The organism is Chroococcidiopsis sp. (assembly GCF_051657925.1).
Classification (GTDB): Bacteria; Cyanobacteriota; Cyanobacteriia; order Cyanobacteriales; family Chroococcidiopsidaceae; genus Chroococcidiopsis.
Genome location: NZ_JBOFLP010000340.1, coordinates 43854 through 60670 on the forward strand (window position 1 = coordinate 43854; position 16817 = coordinate 60670).

General features: G+C 44.1%; 17 protein-coding genes. 15 read left to right on the forward strand and 2 right to left on the reverse strand.

Going from position 1 to position 16817, the window contains the following annotated elements; genetic code table 11:
* The first annotated feature begins 11 nt into the window (after positions 1-11).
* From ACRC32_RS26995 to ACRC32_RS27005, 3 genes are all read left to right on the forward strand, one after another.
* The gene (locus tag ACRC32_RS26995; protein ID WP_438556864.1) at positions 12-899 is read left to right on the forward strand and encodes a hypothetical protein; all 888 of its coding nucleotides are present in this window, start codon (positions 12-14) and stop codon (positions 897-899) included.
* 195 nt (positions 900-1094) lie between these two features.
* A complete protein-coding gene (locus tag ACRC32_RS27000) occupies positions 1095-1469 on the forward strand; it encodes a hypothetical protein (protein ID WP_438556865.1) in 375 nt (124 codons plus the stop codon).
* Positions 1470-1547: 78 nt separating this feature from the next.
* On the forward strand, positions 1548-2366 hold the full coding sequence (locus tag ACRC32_RS27005) for a glucosamine-6-phosphate deaminase (RefSeq protein WP_438556866.1): 819 nt from the start codon (positions 1548-1550) through the stop codon (positions 2364-2366).
* 165 nt (positions 2367-2531) lie between these two features.
* On the opposite strand, the gene ACRC32_RS27010 is transcribed toward ACRC32_RS27005, so the two are convergent.
* On the reverse strand, positions 2532-4409 hold the full coding sequence (locus ACRC32_RS27010) for an N-acetylmuramoyl-L-alanine amidase (protein ID WP_438556882.1): 1878 nt from the start codon (positions 4407-4409) through the stop codon (positions 2532-2534).
* 218 nt (positions 4410-4627) lie between these two features.
* Here ACRC32_RS27010 and ACRC32_RS27015 point away from each other — a divergent pair, with 218 nt between their 5' ends.
* Positions 4628-6274: a CTP synthase gene (locus ACRC32_RS27015; protein ID WP_438556867.1), complete on the forward strand. Its 1647-nt coding sequence runs from the start codon at positions 4628-4630 to the stop codon at positions 6272-6274.
* A 36-nt stretch (positions 6275-6310) separates the two neighbouring features.
* Here ACRC32_RS27015 and ACRC32_RS27020 read toward each other — a convergent pair whose 3' ends face one another.
* Positions 6311-6544: a Nif11-like leader peptide family natural product precursor gene (locus tag ACRC32_RS27020; protein ID WP_438556868.1), complete on the reverse strand. Its 234-nt coding sequence runs from the start codon at positions 6542-6544 to the stop codon at positions 6311-6313.
* 334 nt (positions 6545-6878) lie between these two features.
* Between ACRC32_RS27020 and dxr the strand changes: the two genes are divergently transcribed.
* The 11 genes from dxr to ACRC32_RS27075 form a co-directional block, all read left to right on the forward strand.
* Positions 6879-8075, forward strand: a complete 1197-nt coding sequence (dxr, locus tag ACRC32_RS27025; RefSeq protein WP_438556869.1) for a 1-deoxy-D-xylulose-5-phosphate reductoisomerase — start codon at positions 6879-6881, stop codon at positions 8073-8075.
* An 82-nt stretch (positions 8076-8157) separates the two neighbouring features.
* Positions 8158-8730, forward strand: coding sequence for a Uma2 family endonuclease (locus tag ACRC32_RS27030; protein WP_438556870.1), 573 nt, complete (start codon positions 8158-8160; stop codon positions 8728-8730).
* 42 nt (positions 8731-8772) lie between these two features.
* The gene (locus ACRC32_RS27035) at positions 8773-9429 is read left to right on the forward strand and encodes a hypothetical protein (RefSeq protein WP_438556871.1); all 657 of its coding nucleotides are present in this window, start codon (positions 8773-8775) and stop codon (positions 9427-9429) included.
* A gap of 78 nt (positions 9430-9507) precedes the next feature.
* Positions 9508-9990, forward strand: a complete 483-nt coding sequence (locus ACRC32_RS27040; protein ID WP_438556872.1) for an adenosine-specific kinase — start codon at positions 9508-9510, stop codon at positions 9988-9990.
* 461 nt (positions 9991-10451) lie between these two features.
* A complete protein-coding gene (locus tag ACRC32_RS27045; RefSeq protein WP_438556873.1) occupies positions 10452-10796 on the forward strand; it encodes a DUF962 domain-containing protein in 345 nt (114 codons plus the stop codon).
* Between the two features lie 77 nt (positions 10797-10873).
* Positions 10874-12274 (forward strand): amidohydrolase family protein, encoded by a 1401-nt coding sequence (locus ACRC32_RS27050; RefSeq protein ID WP_438556874.1) that lies wholly within the window; start codon positions 10874-10876, stop codon positions 12272-12274.
* A gap of 247 nt (positions 12275-12521) precedes the next feature.
* Entirely contained in the window at positions 12522-14090 is a 1569-nt protein-coding gene (locus ACRC32_RS27055) for a B12-binding domain-containing radical SAM protein (protein WP_438556875.1), read from the forward strand.
* A gap of 162 nt (positions 14091-14252) precedes the next feature.
* A complete protein-coding gene (locus tag ACRC32_RS27060) occupies positions 14253-14975 on the forward strand; it encodes a rhomboid family intramembrane serine protease (RefSeq protein ID WP_438556876.1) in 723 nt (240 codons plus the stop codon).
* Between the two features lie 190 nt (positions 14976-15165).
* Positions 15166-15762, forward strand: a complete 597-nt coding sequence (locus ACRC32_RS27065; protein WP_438556883.1) for a methyltransferase domain-containing protein — start codon at positions 15166-15168, stop codon at positions 15760-15762.
* A gap of 101 nt (positions 15763-15863) precedes the next feature.
* Positions 15864-16484, forward strand: a complete 621-nt coding sequence (gene nadD / locus ACRC32_RS27070) for a nicotinate (nicotinamide) nucleotide adenylyltransferase (protein ID WP_438556877.1) — start codon at positions 15864-15866, stop codon at positions 16482-16484.
* Positions 16485-16612: 128 nt separating this feature from the next.
* On the forward strand, positions 16613-16817 hold a 205-nt coding region (locus ACRC32_RS27075; RefSeq protein WP_438556878.1), incomplete at its 3' end, for a glyceraldehyde 3-phosphate dehydrogenase NAD-binding domain-containing protein.

Consider the following 16817-nt stretch of genomic DNA (forward strand, 5'->3'; position numbering starts at 1 on the left):
AGGAGTTTGATATGAGCAAATCAATTATTGAGTTGGTGGACGGACTATCTACCAATAATATGACTGTTTCCATGCTGCGATCGCTAGATTTTGTGATTCCCGGGCAGTGGAATAATTTAGTCGGTTTTGAAAATACAATTCGTACTGTTACAGGCGAAACTGACGAAAGTATTATTCAACAAGTTGGCGAACGGGCAATCTATCTCTACAACGATCGCTCTCAAGGATATCAAAGAGCGATGTGGTTATATCAAACTGTAGATAGTACTGATAAAGCCTTAGGTGCAGCAGCTTTAGCGAATAAAGTTGGGGAAAAAATCCCGCTTTTAGGTTTCTTAAATAAAGTCACTCCTAAAGCTGATAAAGCCCAAACTATCGACTTAACTTTGAAATTAGTCGTCGAGTTACTGGCTTTTTGTCAAATTAACGGTATCCCTGGCGATAGTATTGGTGATTTCGTCACTTCCCTGGCGGATTACAGTGGCGAATCCTTGATGCGCATGGTAGCCTTAGTTTGCGTCGATGGTTTGATTCCTTTTGGTCCTGATTTTATTCAAAAGGCTTTAGCAACTTTAGATAAAACGAGTCCCCAGGAATTAGAGCAAAACTCTACCTTCCGAAATATCAATAGCGATATTCCAGGGAATAATTCTGCCAGTAAGTTGAACTTTCTCGGTGAAAGTTTCAACTCTGTCACGGGCTGGATGAACGATTTGGTCGTTTCTCGCGGATTAACGCCGCAGAAAGTTGTGAGCAACCTACAAGGTTTTATAGAAGTTGCTGACGATAAATTAGACTATCTTGCTGCTTTTCTAGATGTCTCGACCAATTACTACGAACATACAGGAACCCAAACATTAGCGCGACGGTTAATTGAAAGAGCAGTAGCAGAAATATAAGTTCTGTACAGACATTTGTAGAGGCGTACGCATAGCGTCTCTACATTCTCAGCTTTTTCCATAGAATATTGCTAGCAAAATCTCTCTGTAGGGGGATTGTTTTTTAGCGCTCTATCCTCTACATTCTCCTATCAATAAGTCTTGCTCGTATTCGCTATATCAAATTATACCAAACTAAAGCTAGTAGTAAATCAGATGGAAGAAACTTTTGAACTAACGGAATTACAACCTGAAGATTTAGAAACAATTAAAGTTGACTCTTTAGCAGATCTAGATAGTTTAATAGCAGAAAAATTTCACCTTTTCGTGCGCCCCTATTCTACAGACATCAGAGCTGCTTTAGAATTAGTTGCTTGGGATTTAGAAAATTCAGATGCACCTCACTTTGAGTTATTTCGAGTTGAGGAACATTCCTTACCAGGATTACCTTTTGTGGCTAGCTTTATCCCAAATGGCGTTTGGGGTTATGGTGAAACTGCGCCTCTAGCAATTTGCCAAGCAGCACTATTTCGGCATAAACAAATTAAGTTCGAGCTATCAGTCAATTCGTATAGCAGCAAACAAACTTGAAAAATCGTCTGCTCCCTACTCCCTAATCCTTGCTCCCTGTTATATATAGAGTGGCGGTACGCTTGTAAGGCTGTTTAAATGTCTTATCTTCCTCACAACTTCCAAACCGACACACTCGCTAAAATTTTTCCAGTAGATGCGCTGACAGTACGTTTATACGATCGCACTGATGAACTTACCACAGACGCAGCTAAAATCACGCAAAGCTATTTACAAAACTTACTGACGCAGCAAGATAATGCTACGGTAATATTAGCAACTGGCAATTCTCAAATTGAATTTCTCTCAAAATTGGGAAATTTAGGTGAGATAGACTGGTCGCGAATTGTCTTTTTCCATCTCGATGAATACTTAGGAATTGATGCTAACCATCCGGCAAGTTTTCGGCGTTATTTGTGCGAAAGAGTCGAACAGAAAGTCAATCCAGCAGCATTTCACTATATTGAAGGCGATACCGTACAACCGCTAGCAGAATGCGATCGCTACACTAAGTTATTATTATCCCAGCCTATCGACCTATGTTGTTTGGGATTAGGAGGCAACGGACACTTAGCTTTTAACGAACCATCAGTAGCAGATTTTCAAGATCCTTACTACATAAAACTTGTAAAATTAGAATTATCTACCCGCCAGCAACAAGTTAGCCAAGGCTATTTTACTGAAATTGCAGCTGTGCCACAATACGCTTTTACGCTGACAATCCCAGCAATTTGTTTAGCACAAAAAATATTTTGTTTCGCCCCGGGAAAACACAAAGCTACAGCAGTACAGCAGACTTTAGAAGGTGTGATCGCGACGAGTTGTCCTGCGGCTATCCTCAGAAGTCAAGCACAGGCAACATTGTTTTTAGATGGAGATTCAGCGAGCCTTTTGAGTAAGTCAAAGGTCAAAAGTTAAAAGTCAAACAATAGTTAAATTTGTCTTTATCTGCGTTCATCTGCGTTTATCTGCGTTTCTATCTGCGTTTAAAATTTTGTCGCGCAATAGACGCACCAGCCGAAGGCGAAGCGTTGACGCAAAGCGGTTTCTCGTAGAGTAGGCGCAAAGAAGGACGCTAAAGGTCTATCTGATATTGCTAAACCATTGGGTGATTCCTTGGGCGATCGCACTGGCTAGTTGTTGTTGTGCTTGCGGGTTGACGATCCATTCAAATTCGTAGGGGTTAATCATAAATCCTAGTTCTAATAATATTGTTGGGGCTGAAGCGGGACGAGTTAAAGCGAGGTTGTTCCAGTACAGTCCGTAGTCAGGGCGGTTCAGTTTTTGAACTAAATAACTATGTAAAAAGCTAGCGAGATCGTGTGCTTGGGGATGATACCAAAAGGCAGCTAATCCTTGAGTTTTCATGGCATTGCCTGCATCTGGCAGAGCATTGTAATGTAGAGAAATTGCGATCGCGGGTTCAATTTTATCGATTATGGCTACTCGATCTGGTAACGATAAATCGCGATCGTCCTCCCGCGTCAGGTAAACTTCAGCACCTCGCCGTGCTAATTGTTCTCGAACTAATTTAGACATTAATAAATTGATCTCTTTTTCAGGATAACCCGTCGATCCCAAAGCTCCACTTTCCTTCCCTCCATGCCCAGGATCGAGAAGAATTTTGATTCCCGATAGAGGGGAGTCGGGAGGAGCCAGTCGCTTGCGGGGGTTCCCCCCGTTGTGCGAACTGGCGTTCGGGAGTCGGGAGTCGGAAATTTTTAATTCTGAATTTTGAATTTTGACTCTTGACTTTTGACTTTTAACTTGTTCTCTATTTCTCGGCTGATGCCGCAACGTTAATACCAAACTCGTCCCTTCGTACCTCAATTTGTAACCCCATTGCTGTTGGGATTTGAGGTTAAAAATATATTCCAGGCGATCGGGTGTGACTTGCTGCCAATCGAGGCGAGAGATTATTGGGTCGTCGTCGAAGCGAATTGTATCGGTTTGAGCAGTAGTATTATGTAAAGTCAGAGTTAAAGTGCGATCGCCCTGCTGTATGCTTACGGGGACGGGGACTTGTAGCGGCAACACGATCTCTGTTGCTCCAGGTACGCGATGGGCGCTGACACTCCGAATTAGCGATCGCGGTGGGATTGCTCCTGGTATGATTCTAGTTTCCTGACTGTTAATCCAACCGCCATAATCTAAGCGCAACCATTCCCCTTCTTTTCCCGTAACTGTTGCCCGCGTACCCTTGGGTAAAGGTGTGAGGCGAGAGTAATCGGTACTCGCACCAGTTCGCGCTACCCCTTCATTTGCTGTGACTTCGACAACTTCTAAATTTGCGGGTGAGAGGATTGTAACTTTACCTGGACTTAGTTGAGTAACGGTTTGACCGTTTAATGTTAGTTGAAACTGTGGTTGAATTCCAGAACCAGGAGTGAAACCACTGGTCATAACGTTATTCTCATATGGGAGATTCCCTAGTTCTGGTAGAGTTGTACAACCTTGATATTGCCCAGACGTTAATTGTCGAGTCGGCTGATTTCGTCCGGTTAAAAGTGCGGAGTTAGCTGGGAGTTGTGCTTGCTGTAGTTGGGGGAGAAGGCGAATGTTATCTTTGCCTAATTGAACGGAAACTACAGATTGAGGAGGAGCGATCGCGCTAAAACAAACAAGTTCCCCTGGCATTCTGGCAATATCGACATTAGGAGTCAAGGAATCTTTACCAAAAGCCAATCCTATCGGTGGCGCGGGAGTTGTATCTTGTCGCTGTACCTTTAGTTGCACCTGTCGATCTTGGTATTGCAACGTAAAAGTATTATCCCCGACTCGCAAGGGAAAACTAGGGGCGAAATGTCCGGCGCGGCTGCGTTCTATCGGTTTACCGTTAACTAAAACTTTACCCGTTGGCGGCGCTGTTCCTACCAAAAAGATGCGATCGGCTACTGTTTGATGGTTAGCAGGGGGATACACTACTGATAGTTGCTGTTCTGCCCCAACTGGACGCACCATAAGCAGGACAAAGATAGTTCCGAGAAAGAATAATCCGAAAAGTTTTTTCACGCCAAAATAGGGAGTCGGGAATCGGGAGTCGGGAGTCGGGAAAGAATTCAAAATTAAACCATGCACCACGCACCACGCACCACGCATTACGCACCACTCTCTTCAAGAATATGTCACAATTATCGGGGTGAATGGCTGAAACTTGCCCAAGATTAAGAAAAACTACTATGACTAAATTTGTGTTTGTGACTGGTGGCGTAGTCTCCAGCATTGGTAAGGGTATTGTAGCGGCAAGCTTGGGACGGCTGCTCAAATCGCGAGATTATTCAGTTTCTATTCTCAAACTCGACCCTTATATTAACGTCGATCCAGGTACGATGAGTCCCTTTCAACACGGGGAAGTTTTTGTTACCGAAGATGGCGCGGAAACAGATTTAGACTTAGGACACTACGAACGTTTTACCGATACTTCCATGTCGCGCCTCAATAGCGTCACGACTGGTTCAATTTATCAGGCAGTAATTAATAAAGAACGGCGTGGCGATTACATGGGGGGAACGGTACAAGTCATTCCCCATATTACAAATGAAATTAAAGAAAGAATTCAGCGCGTTGCCAAAAATACGAATCCCGATGTCGTCATTACCGAAATTGGCGGTACGGTGGGAGACATCGAATCGCTGCCATTTCTCGAAGCAATTCGGCAGTTTCGTAAGGATGTAGGGCGACAAAACGTGTTGTATATGCACGTTACCCTCGTTCCCTGGATTCCTTCGGCGGGGGAAATGAAAACCAAACCGACACAACATTCTGTTAAGGAGTTGCGATCGATTGGGATTCAACCAGATATTTTAGTCTGTCGGAGCGATCGCCCCCTACCCGACGGTCTAAAAGCAAAAATGGCTGAATTTTGTGACGTATCTGTTGAATGCGTCATTAGCTGTCAAGATGCCAGCAGTATCTATGAAGTCCCTTTAACTTTAGAAACAGAAGGGCTGGCACAGCAAACCATAGAATTGCTGCAACTCGGACAACGCCAGCCCGATCTCTCGCAATGGCAAACTATAGTACAACGACAAGCCAACCCCACTCACCAAGTTGAAGTTGCAATTGTTGGTAAGTACGTGCGTTTAAACGATGCTTATCTATCGGTAGTAGAAGCTTTGCGCCATGCAGCGATCGCGACAAATGGCGAATTACACCTGCGTTGGATCAACTCGGAAGATTTAGAAATAGAAGGGGCAGACGCTTTACTACAGGGCGTTCATGGTATCGTCGTCCCTGGAGGCTTCGGCGTGCGCGGTGTAGATGGCAAAATTGCCGCTGTAGAATACGCCCGCGAACATCAAATTCCGTTCCTCGGTTTATGTTTGGGAATGCAATGTTCTGTCATTGAATGGGCGCGTCATGTCGCGCATTTGGAAGATGCCCATAGTGCAGAGTTTGCCCCTAATTGTCAATATCCCGTAATAAATCTTTTGCCAGAACAGCAAGATGTCGTCGATTTGGGTGGAACCATGCGGCTAGGGTTATATCCTTGCAGTCTCACACCCAATACCCTAGCGCACGCACTGTATCAAAAACCCCTAATTTACGAACGCCATCGCCATCGCTACGAATTTAACAACGCCTACCGCAACCTATTTTTGGAGTCGGGATACGTCATTAGTGGCACTTCTCCAGACGGACGCTTGGTAGAAATTATCGAACTACCCAGCCATCCATTTTTCCTCGCCTGCCAATTTCACCCAGAGTTTCAATCTCGCCCTAGTACGCCCCATCCTTTATTTAAAGGGTTTATTGAGGCGATCGCTCGACGATCGCAACCAGAGGCGATCGCGCCAACTCCAGTAGAAGTATCATGGAGCGGTTAGTAGAGACGTTATATGTAACGTCTCTCAAAGTGGACATTATCTAGGCATTAAACGCCGTCGTGGAGAAATTCCTGGGTTGATTACCGCAGCCATCTCTTCAGGAGTTAACTTGCTAATTTGAGCATCCAATTCGGCAACTGTGAATTTGTATCCTCGCTCAGATGCAATCTGAATGAAAGCTTCTGGTTCAGTTGTAGCTTTGAGTTTAGCCTTTAATGCTTCATCTTGATGTATGGCTTTAAAAAAGCGGGCAGCATGTTCTTGAGTCATATCAATCTCCTGCTATTAAAGAGAAATTAAATTCAATGGCTCGTTAGCAAAGTTGGACGAAGTTCTTACCACTCCCCACCCAAACTGCGATCGAATGAGATCGCACCTTAATTTCGCATTGTTTTTAGCTGCTCCTGTATCTGTGAGCATAGACCCTTTTCTGAAAAAAAATCATCAAATCTTGATATAAATTAAAGTTTTTGGTAACAATGTAAACAAAAATTAGTAATGGGTGTGACTAGTGGCTAGTGGCTAGTCACTGCTCCCTGCACCGAAGCGCTCCCTGCTCCCTGCTCCCTGATAAAGTGGTATTGCTGCTAATTCTGAAACAATCGTGAAAGCAATTACTCTCCTGGGATCGACTGGCTCTATTGGTACTCAAACTCTGGATATTGTGGCACAACACCCCGACCAATTTCGGATTGTCGGGTTGGCGGCTGGACGCAACGTGGAAATGCTGGCGGCGCAAATTCGGCAGTTTAAACCGAGTATTGCCGCTATCTGCGATATAGATAAGTTATCAGAGTTGAAGGAGGCGATCGCAGATCTCGACCCACAACCGATTCTATTGGCAGGGGAAGAGGGTATTGTAGAAGTTGCGCGCTATGGCGATGCCGAAAGCGTAGTAACGGGAATTGTCGGCTGTGCGGGATTGTTACCTACAATTGCGGCGATTGAGGCGGGTAAAGATATTGCGCTGGCAAATAAAGAAACTCTGATTGCGGGTGGTCCTGTTGTCTTACCATTAGTAGAAAAACACGGAGTTAAACTTTTACCAGCAGATTCGGAACACTCGGCGATTTTTCAGTGTCTTCAAGGCGTGCCGGAACGTGGCTTGCGGCGAATTTTACTCACGGCTTCTGGGGGTTCTTTCCGCGATTTACCTATAGACAAGTTAGCAAATGTCACCGTTGCCGATGCTTTAAAACATCCTAACTGGACGATGGGACGGAAAATTACGATCGATTCAGCGACGTTGATGAATAAAGGATTGGAAGTCATTGAAGCTCATTACTTATTTGGATTAGATTACGATCGCATCGATATTGTCATCCATCCTCAAAGTATTATCCATTCTCTGATCGAACTACAAGATACTTCTGTATTAGCACAGTTAGGCTGGGCAGATATGCGTTTACCCTTGCTATATGCCATGTCATATCCAGAAAGAATTTATACTGATTGGAAGCAATTAGACCTCGTAGAAATTGGCAGTTTAACTTTTAAAGCCCCAGACCATGATAAATATCCTTGTATGCAATTAGCATATAGTGCGGGTCGTGCGGGTGGCTCGATGCCAGCAGTTTTAAATGCAGCTAACGAACAAGCAGTTGCCTTATTTTTAGAAGAAAAAATCCGCTTTTTAGATATTCCTCGTTGTATCGAACTCGTTTGCGATCGCCACTCAACCGATAATTGTGCTTCCCCATCTTTAGCTGACATCGTAGCAGCAGACCGCTGGGCGAGACAAGAAGTACTAGCAGCTAGCGAAGATCTGAGTAGAGGCGATCGACTGATCTCATTAAGATAAGATCGAGCTATAAAATCCGTCAATAATTACTATGGTAAGACGGCGTTTTGTATCCCGTACATTTTCATGTAAAAAAAGACATATGGTGAATACTTTAACAATACATGCTTTAAAAATTTCAAATTTAGAATTCGATCGCATTGTTAAAGCCAACCCCGATTGGCAATTCGAGCAAACAGCAGCAGGAGAATTAGTAATAGTGTCGCCTACGGGAGGAAGTTCGGGACGGCGTAATAGTAACCTAACCAGACAATTAGATACTTGGAGTAGTTCCAATAACTTAGGAATAGCATTTGACTCTTCTACATTATTTATCCTTCCCAACGGTGCAAAACGTTCTCCCGATGCTAGCTGGGTAAGACGCGAAAGGTGGGAAAACCTCACATCCGAACAGCAAGACGACTATCCCCCTCTGTGTCCCGATTTTGTGGTTGAATTGCGTCCTCCGACAGATAATATTAACGACCTACAAGCCAAAATGCAAGAATATATGAATAATGGCGCTCGCTTGGGTTGGTTAATCGATCCACAGTCTCGACAAGTAGAAATATATCGTTCTGGACAAACTGTGGAAATATTAAATTTCCCTAATACTGTATCAGGAGAAGATATACTACCAGGTTTTGTCCTAGATGCGATCGCAATTTTTAGCTAGGTATGTAGTAAATTATTGCCAAGCCAAGTAGAAGCAATAGTTATGATTGAGTTTGCCATCAAGTGGGGTACAAAGACATTTCCTACTGAGTATATTGCTCTATGTATATCCATTTTGGCAGTTGTCGCTACTTGGGGGAATTTCTGGAACTCAAGAAGAACGTTTGCGGCTGCCAATTATCCTAAATTAAGAGCAGAACTCAACTGGCTACCAAATCAAATCTTCCCTAGCTGTAGTCTTTTCAATGAAAGTGACAAAATTTCTGCTAACGATATTCATGTTACCGTGAGTGTTGCTCGGAGCGATCGCTGGTATTTTGACAGTGAAAGATGGTTTACTTACGAATACGCAGAATTAGCTAGACTCAAACCGCTAGAAGGGTTTCCCCTTCCTCAAGAAGATGATTTAGTTCAATGGTGTCAAACCAGAGGTTACAAACAAAGGTTATTTATTCCATCCGAATCTACCCAATTGCAAGAAATCGTTCGACAAATTTCTGATTTAGATTTCTATTATATTCGCCTCAAGGTAGCATATACATCTAATGTATTTGGAGCTAACAGAATATGTAAGATTTCTCGAACATATAGAATAGAGTACCAGCAAAATATGCCGAAATTACCGTCGAAAAGCGAAGTAGTTTGGGAGGCACGGGAGAAAACTCAAACTATGCACCAGGATGAAATTTCTACAAACTAACAACCTGATTTATCGCTCTATTTATCATCATAAAGTATTTGGAATTGATTGCAATCGGGCAACATTGAGGAGGAAAAAATGGAACTCAAATCTGTAGCAATGGAAATTCCTGAAGGTAGCAATATTATCATTGGTCACAGTCACTTTATTAAAACTGTGGAAGACTTATACGAGATTGTCGTCGGGATCTCTGCCCAAGCAAAATTTGGGATCGCTTTCTGTGAGGCTTCTGGTCCCTGTTTAATCCGCACTGGCGGAAACGATAAAGAACTACAAGATATAGCTACTAAGAACGCTCAGGCGATCGCGGCAGGACACAGTTTCGTGATTCTGATGAAACAAGCCTACCCGATTAACTTCCTCAATGCAATCAAACAATGTCAGGAAGTCTGCAATATCCATTGCGCGACAGCAAATCCAGTAGAAGTCATCCTAGCAGAAACTCAACAAGGACGGGGAATCTTGGGTGTTGTAGACGGATTTTCCCCCAAAGGTGTAGAAAATGCTGAGGACGTACAAGCACGACAAAAGTTTTTACGCCAAATTGGATATAAGCTTTGAAGAAGTCAAAAGTCAAAAGTCAAAACTGAGAAGTCAGTTGTCAGCGACCACTACTCACTACTGACTACTCACTCTCACTAATGACAATCCTTGAAGTGTCATAATACCGCTTTGGTAAAGGTAGGTAAATTAGGTTTAATACAAGGGATTAGTTTGCGCCTGCTAGTCTCAAGTAGCCGCTGCTAAACTATTGCTTCTGTGTCATACTTAACGGGGCAAAACAAGCGCGATGCAAAACTCTTATATGCATCATAATTTTAAGTTGCAAAAATTATGAAATAAGAACCCGAACGCATTGAAGGACGAGAGGTGTAGGAGTATAAAAACCTACGCAATTGGCTAAACCAGCTACGAAATCTTAGAAGAATATTACAGTAGTAAAAATTCTTGGCAACAGCATCGTTAATATCTTTACAATACAGCTTAAAGTTGGCGTGCGGCGTACCTGGAGGAATGTTAAGTTGAGTTACTTCCAAGAAGCTAAAGCATATTTCATAGCAAGTCATCAGAACCCGATCAACATATTTTTACATCATTTAACAGTCTTGTTGGCGATATCGGCGGTTGTATTGCTGTTCTACGATTGGCGATGGACGCTAGTTTGTCTGGTACTGACACAAGTATTCGCGATCGGCGGACACGCATTATTCGAGAAGAACAAACCTGCTTTTGTCAAGTACCGCAGCGGAATTATGATTCCTGTTTCAATTTCTTGGTCGTTCGAGAATTTATTTGGCTTGCGTCAACTTTGGAGTTACTTTCAAAGCAAAAATCGCTTAAGTGAAGTCGTAAGTCGTAAGTCGTAAGTTGAAATTTAGTCAACCTCTTACCTCTTGCCTCTTGCCTCTTGCTTCACTCACAACCATTCATTTGAGGAAAATACATGTATCAAGGTTTACCAGTTATTGATGCAGATGCCCACAAGCTTGAAAATCCTTTAGTCATGCGGGATTATCTAGAGCCAAAGTATCGCGATCGCGTGGGGATGGTAATCGATAGTCTGGGCGATCAGCGGGCGCGGGTAGTAGATTTTAACCCCGCTACGGGCAAAAACGATCTAACGCGGATGTTTCCCCAGCCTCAAGGCATGGGGAAAGGTGGATTTCGCAACTTACATCCGACAACCACTTTGGGCGCAACATTCAACCGCCTGCGGATCGAAGATATGGATCGGGAAGGGGTAGACGTACACGTAATTTTCGGTACGTTCAACCTGACATTTTCTAGCATTTTAGATAAAGACTTAGCGATCGCCTTGTGTCGGGCTTATAACGACTATATTGCCGAAGATTGTCGTCCTTATGGCGATCGTCTCAAACCAATTGGTGTCATACCTCTACAAGATGTCGATGCGGCTGTCGCCGAAATGCGTCGCTGCGTCAACGAACTGGGCATGATTGGCGTTGCTGTCGCCCCAAATATGCCCATTCCTCACCCGAAAGCACCCCAGGCTTTCCCCGATATCCGCAGTTGTAAGCCAATCAGCCATCCTGACTTCAGACCAATTCTACAAGCAGCAGTAGATTTAGATATTGCACTAGGAATTCACGGTGGTCCAGGTTCTTACATGATGGGTGGAATTTCTGACTACATGGAAACTTTTGTCCTGACTCACATCTTCGTCCAACGCAACCAACAGCAGCACGCTTTGGCGCGGATGGTATTTGATGGGGCATTTGAACAGTTTCCCACCTTGCGGGTTGGCTTTTTAGAAGGCGGTTGTGGCTGGCTACCGGATCTCGCCCATTCTTTCCACGAACATTGGGAAAAACGCATCCGCGATTTCGATCCCAAAAATCCTTATCGTCCTTCGATGATGGATGTCACGAAATTGATGTTGCAAGAACGCAAAGGACGCGATCGCGCTAACATCATCAACATGACCAAGAATCTCTTCGATCTGTTGTGGAACGCCGAACACGACCCCACCAAGATCGATGATGTGAGTCTTTACGAGCATTATGACCTGCGCCATCGCGACCCGATGGAATATTTTGAACGGGGACAAATCTTCACTTCCTTTGAATCTGACGACCCCGCACCCGCCTACTTACCCGTAGCAATGGGAGAGATTGGCAAGCACCTGGCTTGCTTCTCTGGAGACTACGGACACTGGGATGGTGTATTGGAAAACTGCGTCAAAGATGCAGCGGGAGTCACTGACTACGATCGCGAACACTTAGGGTTATTGCTAGGAGGTAATGCCTTAGACTTATATGGCGATCGCCTGCGTCGTTCTCTCCCCAGCTACTTGACAGAACAAACGACTGCTAGCGTTAGCTAGTCGATCCCCCCTACCCCCCTTAAAAAGGGGGGAGTAGTTATAGGATGGTGGGCAATGCCCACCCTACATTTACGTAATTTTTAGTATCACTGGGTTCAACAAAGTAACACAGGCTGCTAAAGTGATCTCAACTAGAACCTGCCTGTAAATAAAATAAAGCTAATTATTTGCAGTTTTACAACAGAACAACTTAAAGGCAATCGGAACAATAATGCAACCATTTTTATGTTGCAAGGGGTGATGTTAAATGCGAGTTTTACTCCTATATCCTCTTTTTCCCAAATCATTTTGGTCTTTTGACAAAGCGATCGAACTCATTGGTCGTAAAGTGGCAATGCCCCCATTGGGGTTAATCACAGTTGCCGCAATTCTGCCCCAAGAGTGGGAATTTCGCCTAGTAGACCGCAGTATTAGATCTGAAACGAAAGCAGACTGGGAATGGGCAGATTTGGTCATCATCTCAGGAATGATCGTCCAGAAACCAGATATGCTGCATCTAATTAGAGAAGCAAAGCGACACGGAAAATTAGTTGCCGTTGGTGGTCCCTACGTCACCTCCGTACCGGAAGCAGCCAAGGCAGCTGGGGCAGACTTTTTAGTATTAGATGAGGGTGAAATTACCTTACCGATGCTAGTAGAAGCATTGGCAAGAGGCGAGACTTCTGGTACTATCCGCTCTAACGGAGAAAAGCCCGATGTCACGACCACACCAGTACCCAGATACGACTTGCTAGATTTAAGTGCCTACGCTGATATGTCAGTGCAATTTTCGCGAGGCTGTCCCTTCCAGTGCGAATTCTGCGACATTATCGTGTTGTACGGACGTAAACCACGTACTAAATCGCCGCAACAATTATTGGCAGAATTGCAAACTTTGTACGATTTAGGCTGGCGGCGATCGATTTTTATGGTGGATGATAATTTCATCGGTAACAAACGCAACGTCAAACTGTTATTAAAAGAACTCGTTCCTTGGATGGCAGAAAAGGGATATCCTTTTAGCTTTTCCACTGAAGCATCGGTAGATTTAGCCCAAGACGAAGAACTTTTGAATTTGATGGTTGCTGCTAACTTTAACGCCGTATTTCTAGGAATTGAAACCCCGGACACCGATAGCTTAGAACTAACACAGAAATTCCAAAATACTCGCAATTCTCTGATTGAATCAGTGCAAAAAATCAATCGAGTGGGATTGAGAGTCATGGCTGGTTTTATTATGGGCTTTGATGGCGAAAAACCTGGAGCAGGCGATCGCATTATCGATTTTGTGGAAGCAACTGCAATTCCTCAAGCTTTATTCAGTATGCTGCAAGCCTTGCCAAATACTGCTTTGTGGCATCGTCTCCAAAAAGAAGGGCGTTTACTCGAAGGCAGGGGAGTAGCAAATATTCACCAAACAACCCTGATCAATTTTATTCCTACCCGTCCTGTAGAAGACATTGCCCACGAATATGTCAGATGCTTTTGGGAACTGTACGAACCCAGTCGCTACCTAGCCAGAGTTTACCGCCACTTCCGTTTCATGAACCCGAAACCTGTGAAGAAAAAGCTGCGGATGCCAGGTTTGATTGAAATACGTGCCATATTAACTATCTGCTGGCGACAGGGAATTAAGCGAAATACGCGCTGGCAATTTTGGCAGCAATTATTTTCGATGTTGCGGCATAATCCTAGCGTGTTTGAATCATATATCATCAACTGCGCCCACTTAGAACACTTCGTCGATTATCGCCAAATCGTCCGCGATCAAATTGAGTCACAACTATCAGAACTCGCAGCCTTAGAAGCTACCATGCAACCGCAGAAAGTAGCATAAGTAAGTCGTAAGTCGTAAGTCGTAAGTAATTTTTCTACCCCTACTCCCTGCTCCCTGCTCCCTGCTCCCTAATAACTGACAATCTACCTGTAGGCTAGAAGCAATTTTTGGTGAAATCCGCTACTGTGTGGCTAGTTTCATCATTTTGGGCTAAAAAGCGTCATGGTTCCCATCCGCGATAACGTCCCGACGACGATCGTTCCTTACGTCACTTATGGATTGGTTGCAGCTAATATTCTTGCCTTTATTTACGAGGCAGATTTGCAACCGCAACAATTAGACGGGTTTTTTCATCTGTTTGCTGTCGTTCCTAGAGAGTTAACAGCTAGTTTTGCCGGAATTACTGTCAATCAACCCGTACCAGAGTGGATTACCCTCATCACCTCCCAATTCCTCCACGGAGGATTGCTACATTTGGGAGGCAATATGTTGTTTCTCTGGATTTTTGGCAACAACGTTGAGGATCGTTTAGGACACGTCAAATATCTAATTTTTTATCTTGCCTGCGGCATATTGGCAGCGCTGACGCAATGGTACTTTTCTCAATCTTCCGGTATTCCTTCCTTGGGTGCAAGTGGGGCGATCGCCGGAGTTATGGGTGCGTATATTCTCCGCTACCCTACGGCTGAAGTCCTGACTCTCATTCCACTAGGATTCTTCTTTCCCGCCGTTCGCATTCCCGCGTTTTACTTCCTGGGATTTTGGTTTGTGCAACAAGCTGCTTACGGTGTTGCGAGTTTAGAAGCTCGAACTAATATTGGTATGGAAAGCGGCGGTATTGCTTATTGGGCGCACGCAGGCGGTTTTCTGTTTGGTGCTGTTCTCGGTTTCTTGTTTGGAATGCTAAAAACAGATCCTCAAGACCAGTATTCGCAGTACAGTTGACAATTATCAGTTATCAGTTATCAGTGAAGGCGCGATAAATCGCGTCTTTATTTTTGATAAAAAATAGAAAAATTAAACTAGAGAAAGCATTTACAAAAGTGCTTCGATATTGTGTTTCATAAATGACCAATGACCAATGACCAATGACAAACATAACGCGCCGATCTTAATAAATCACCAAGATGACTATATGAACTCAGAATATTGGGAAAACCGCTACCAAGTAGGAACGGCACGCTGGGATATCGGACAAGCCGCACCACCATTTGTTAGTTTATTAAATTCTCCTCAAGCCCCAAAACCTGGTAAAGTTGCAGTTTTGGGTTGCGGTCGCGGTTATGATGCCTTACTATTCGCAAAGCATGGATTTGATGTCATTGGAATTGACTTTGCTCCTAGTGCGATCGCCTCAGCTACAGCCTTAGCTCAAACAGCAGGTAGTTCGGCAAAATTCTTAGAGCGAGATATCTTTGAATTATCAGCAGAATTTCCCCATTATTTTGACTACGTATTAGAACATACTTGCTTCTGCGCGATCGCCCCATCTCAGCGCCCAGTCTATGTCAAACTAGTCCGAGAAATATTACAACCTCAAGGACAACTCATCGGTTTATTCTTCACCCATTCTCGCCCAGGTGGACCACCCTTCGGCAGCACTCCAACCGAGATCCGCAACCACTTTACCCCAGACTTTGAAATTCTCTCCCTCAAACCCGTCACAAATTCAGTTCCCGAACGCCAAGGAGAAGAACATTTAGGAGTGTTTCAGGTAACAGTTATCAGTTAACAGTTATTAGTGGAGAGTGGTGCGTGGTGCGTGTTGGAAATGCAAATGACCAATTACCCATTACCTATTACCCATTACCAACAACTAATGACAAATGACCAATGACTAATGACAAAATAGGCATTTTCGGCGGTACTTTCGATCCGGTACATTGGGGACACTTGTTGGTTGCTGAGAGTGCTTGTAGTCAAGTTGGATTAGAACAGGTGATTTGGGTAGTCAATTCTCGCCCACACTACAAGCAATCAACACCATTTCAGCATCGGTGGGAAATGGTACGACAGGCGATCGCAGATCGTCATGATTGGGAAATCGCACCCCCATCAGATACATTTATGAAAGCTACCTATGCCAGCCAAACTTTGCAGGCACTGCAAGCAAATTACCCTGATGGTCGTTGGTACTGGATTTTAGGGTTAGACACGTTTCTCACCTTACCCCGTTGGTATCATCGCCAGGAAATTGCCCCTGTTTGTGAGTGGTTAGTCGCTCCGCGTCCGCTCGTTGAGTCAGAAAGTCCCCCAATTCAGGTATTATGCGATCGGGTGGCACGACAGTTAGCAACCGAATCCATAGACATTCGCTGGCAAATAATCGATCTACCTTTAGTAGGGATTTCGGCTAGCCTAGTCCGGCAATATTGCCGCGATCGCCGTTCGATCCGCTACTTCGTTCCCGAAACTGTGAGTGTGTATATTGCTACTCATCAGTTGTATATTTAACGATCCCAAGGATTTGTGTGCTTTTTCTGTCAATGTAGCAGAAGCTAGTTTAGAATAGAGCGCCCTTTGCGATATGATCGATTGTCAATAATAGGTATTTTATTCACTACACCAGAGGGCAAGACGCTGTGATTAGAGTTGCAATCAATGGTTTTGGGCGGATCGGACGTAACTTCATGCGTTGCTGGCTTCTGAGAGACAGCAGCGATATCGAAATAGTCGCGATCAACGATACTTCCGATCCGAAGACCAACGCTCATCTGCTGAAGTATGACACCATGTTGGGGACTTTAAAAGGCATCGACATCAGCGCAGATGAAAATTCGATTATCG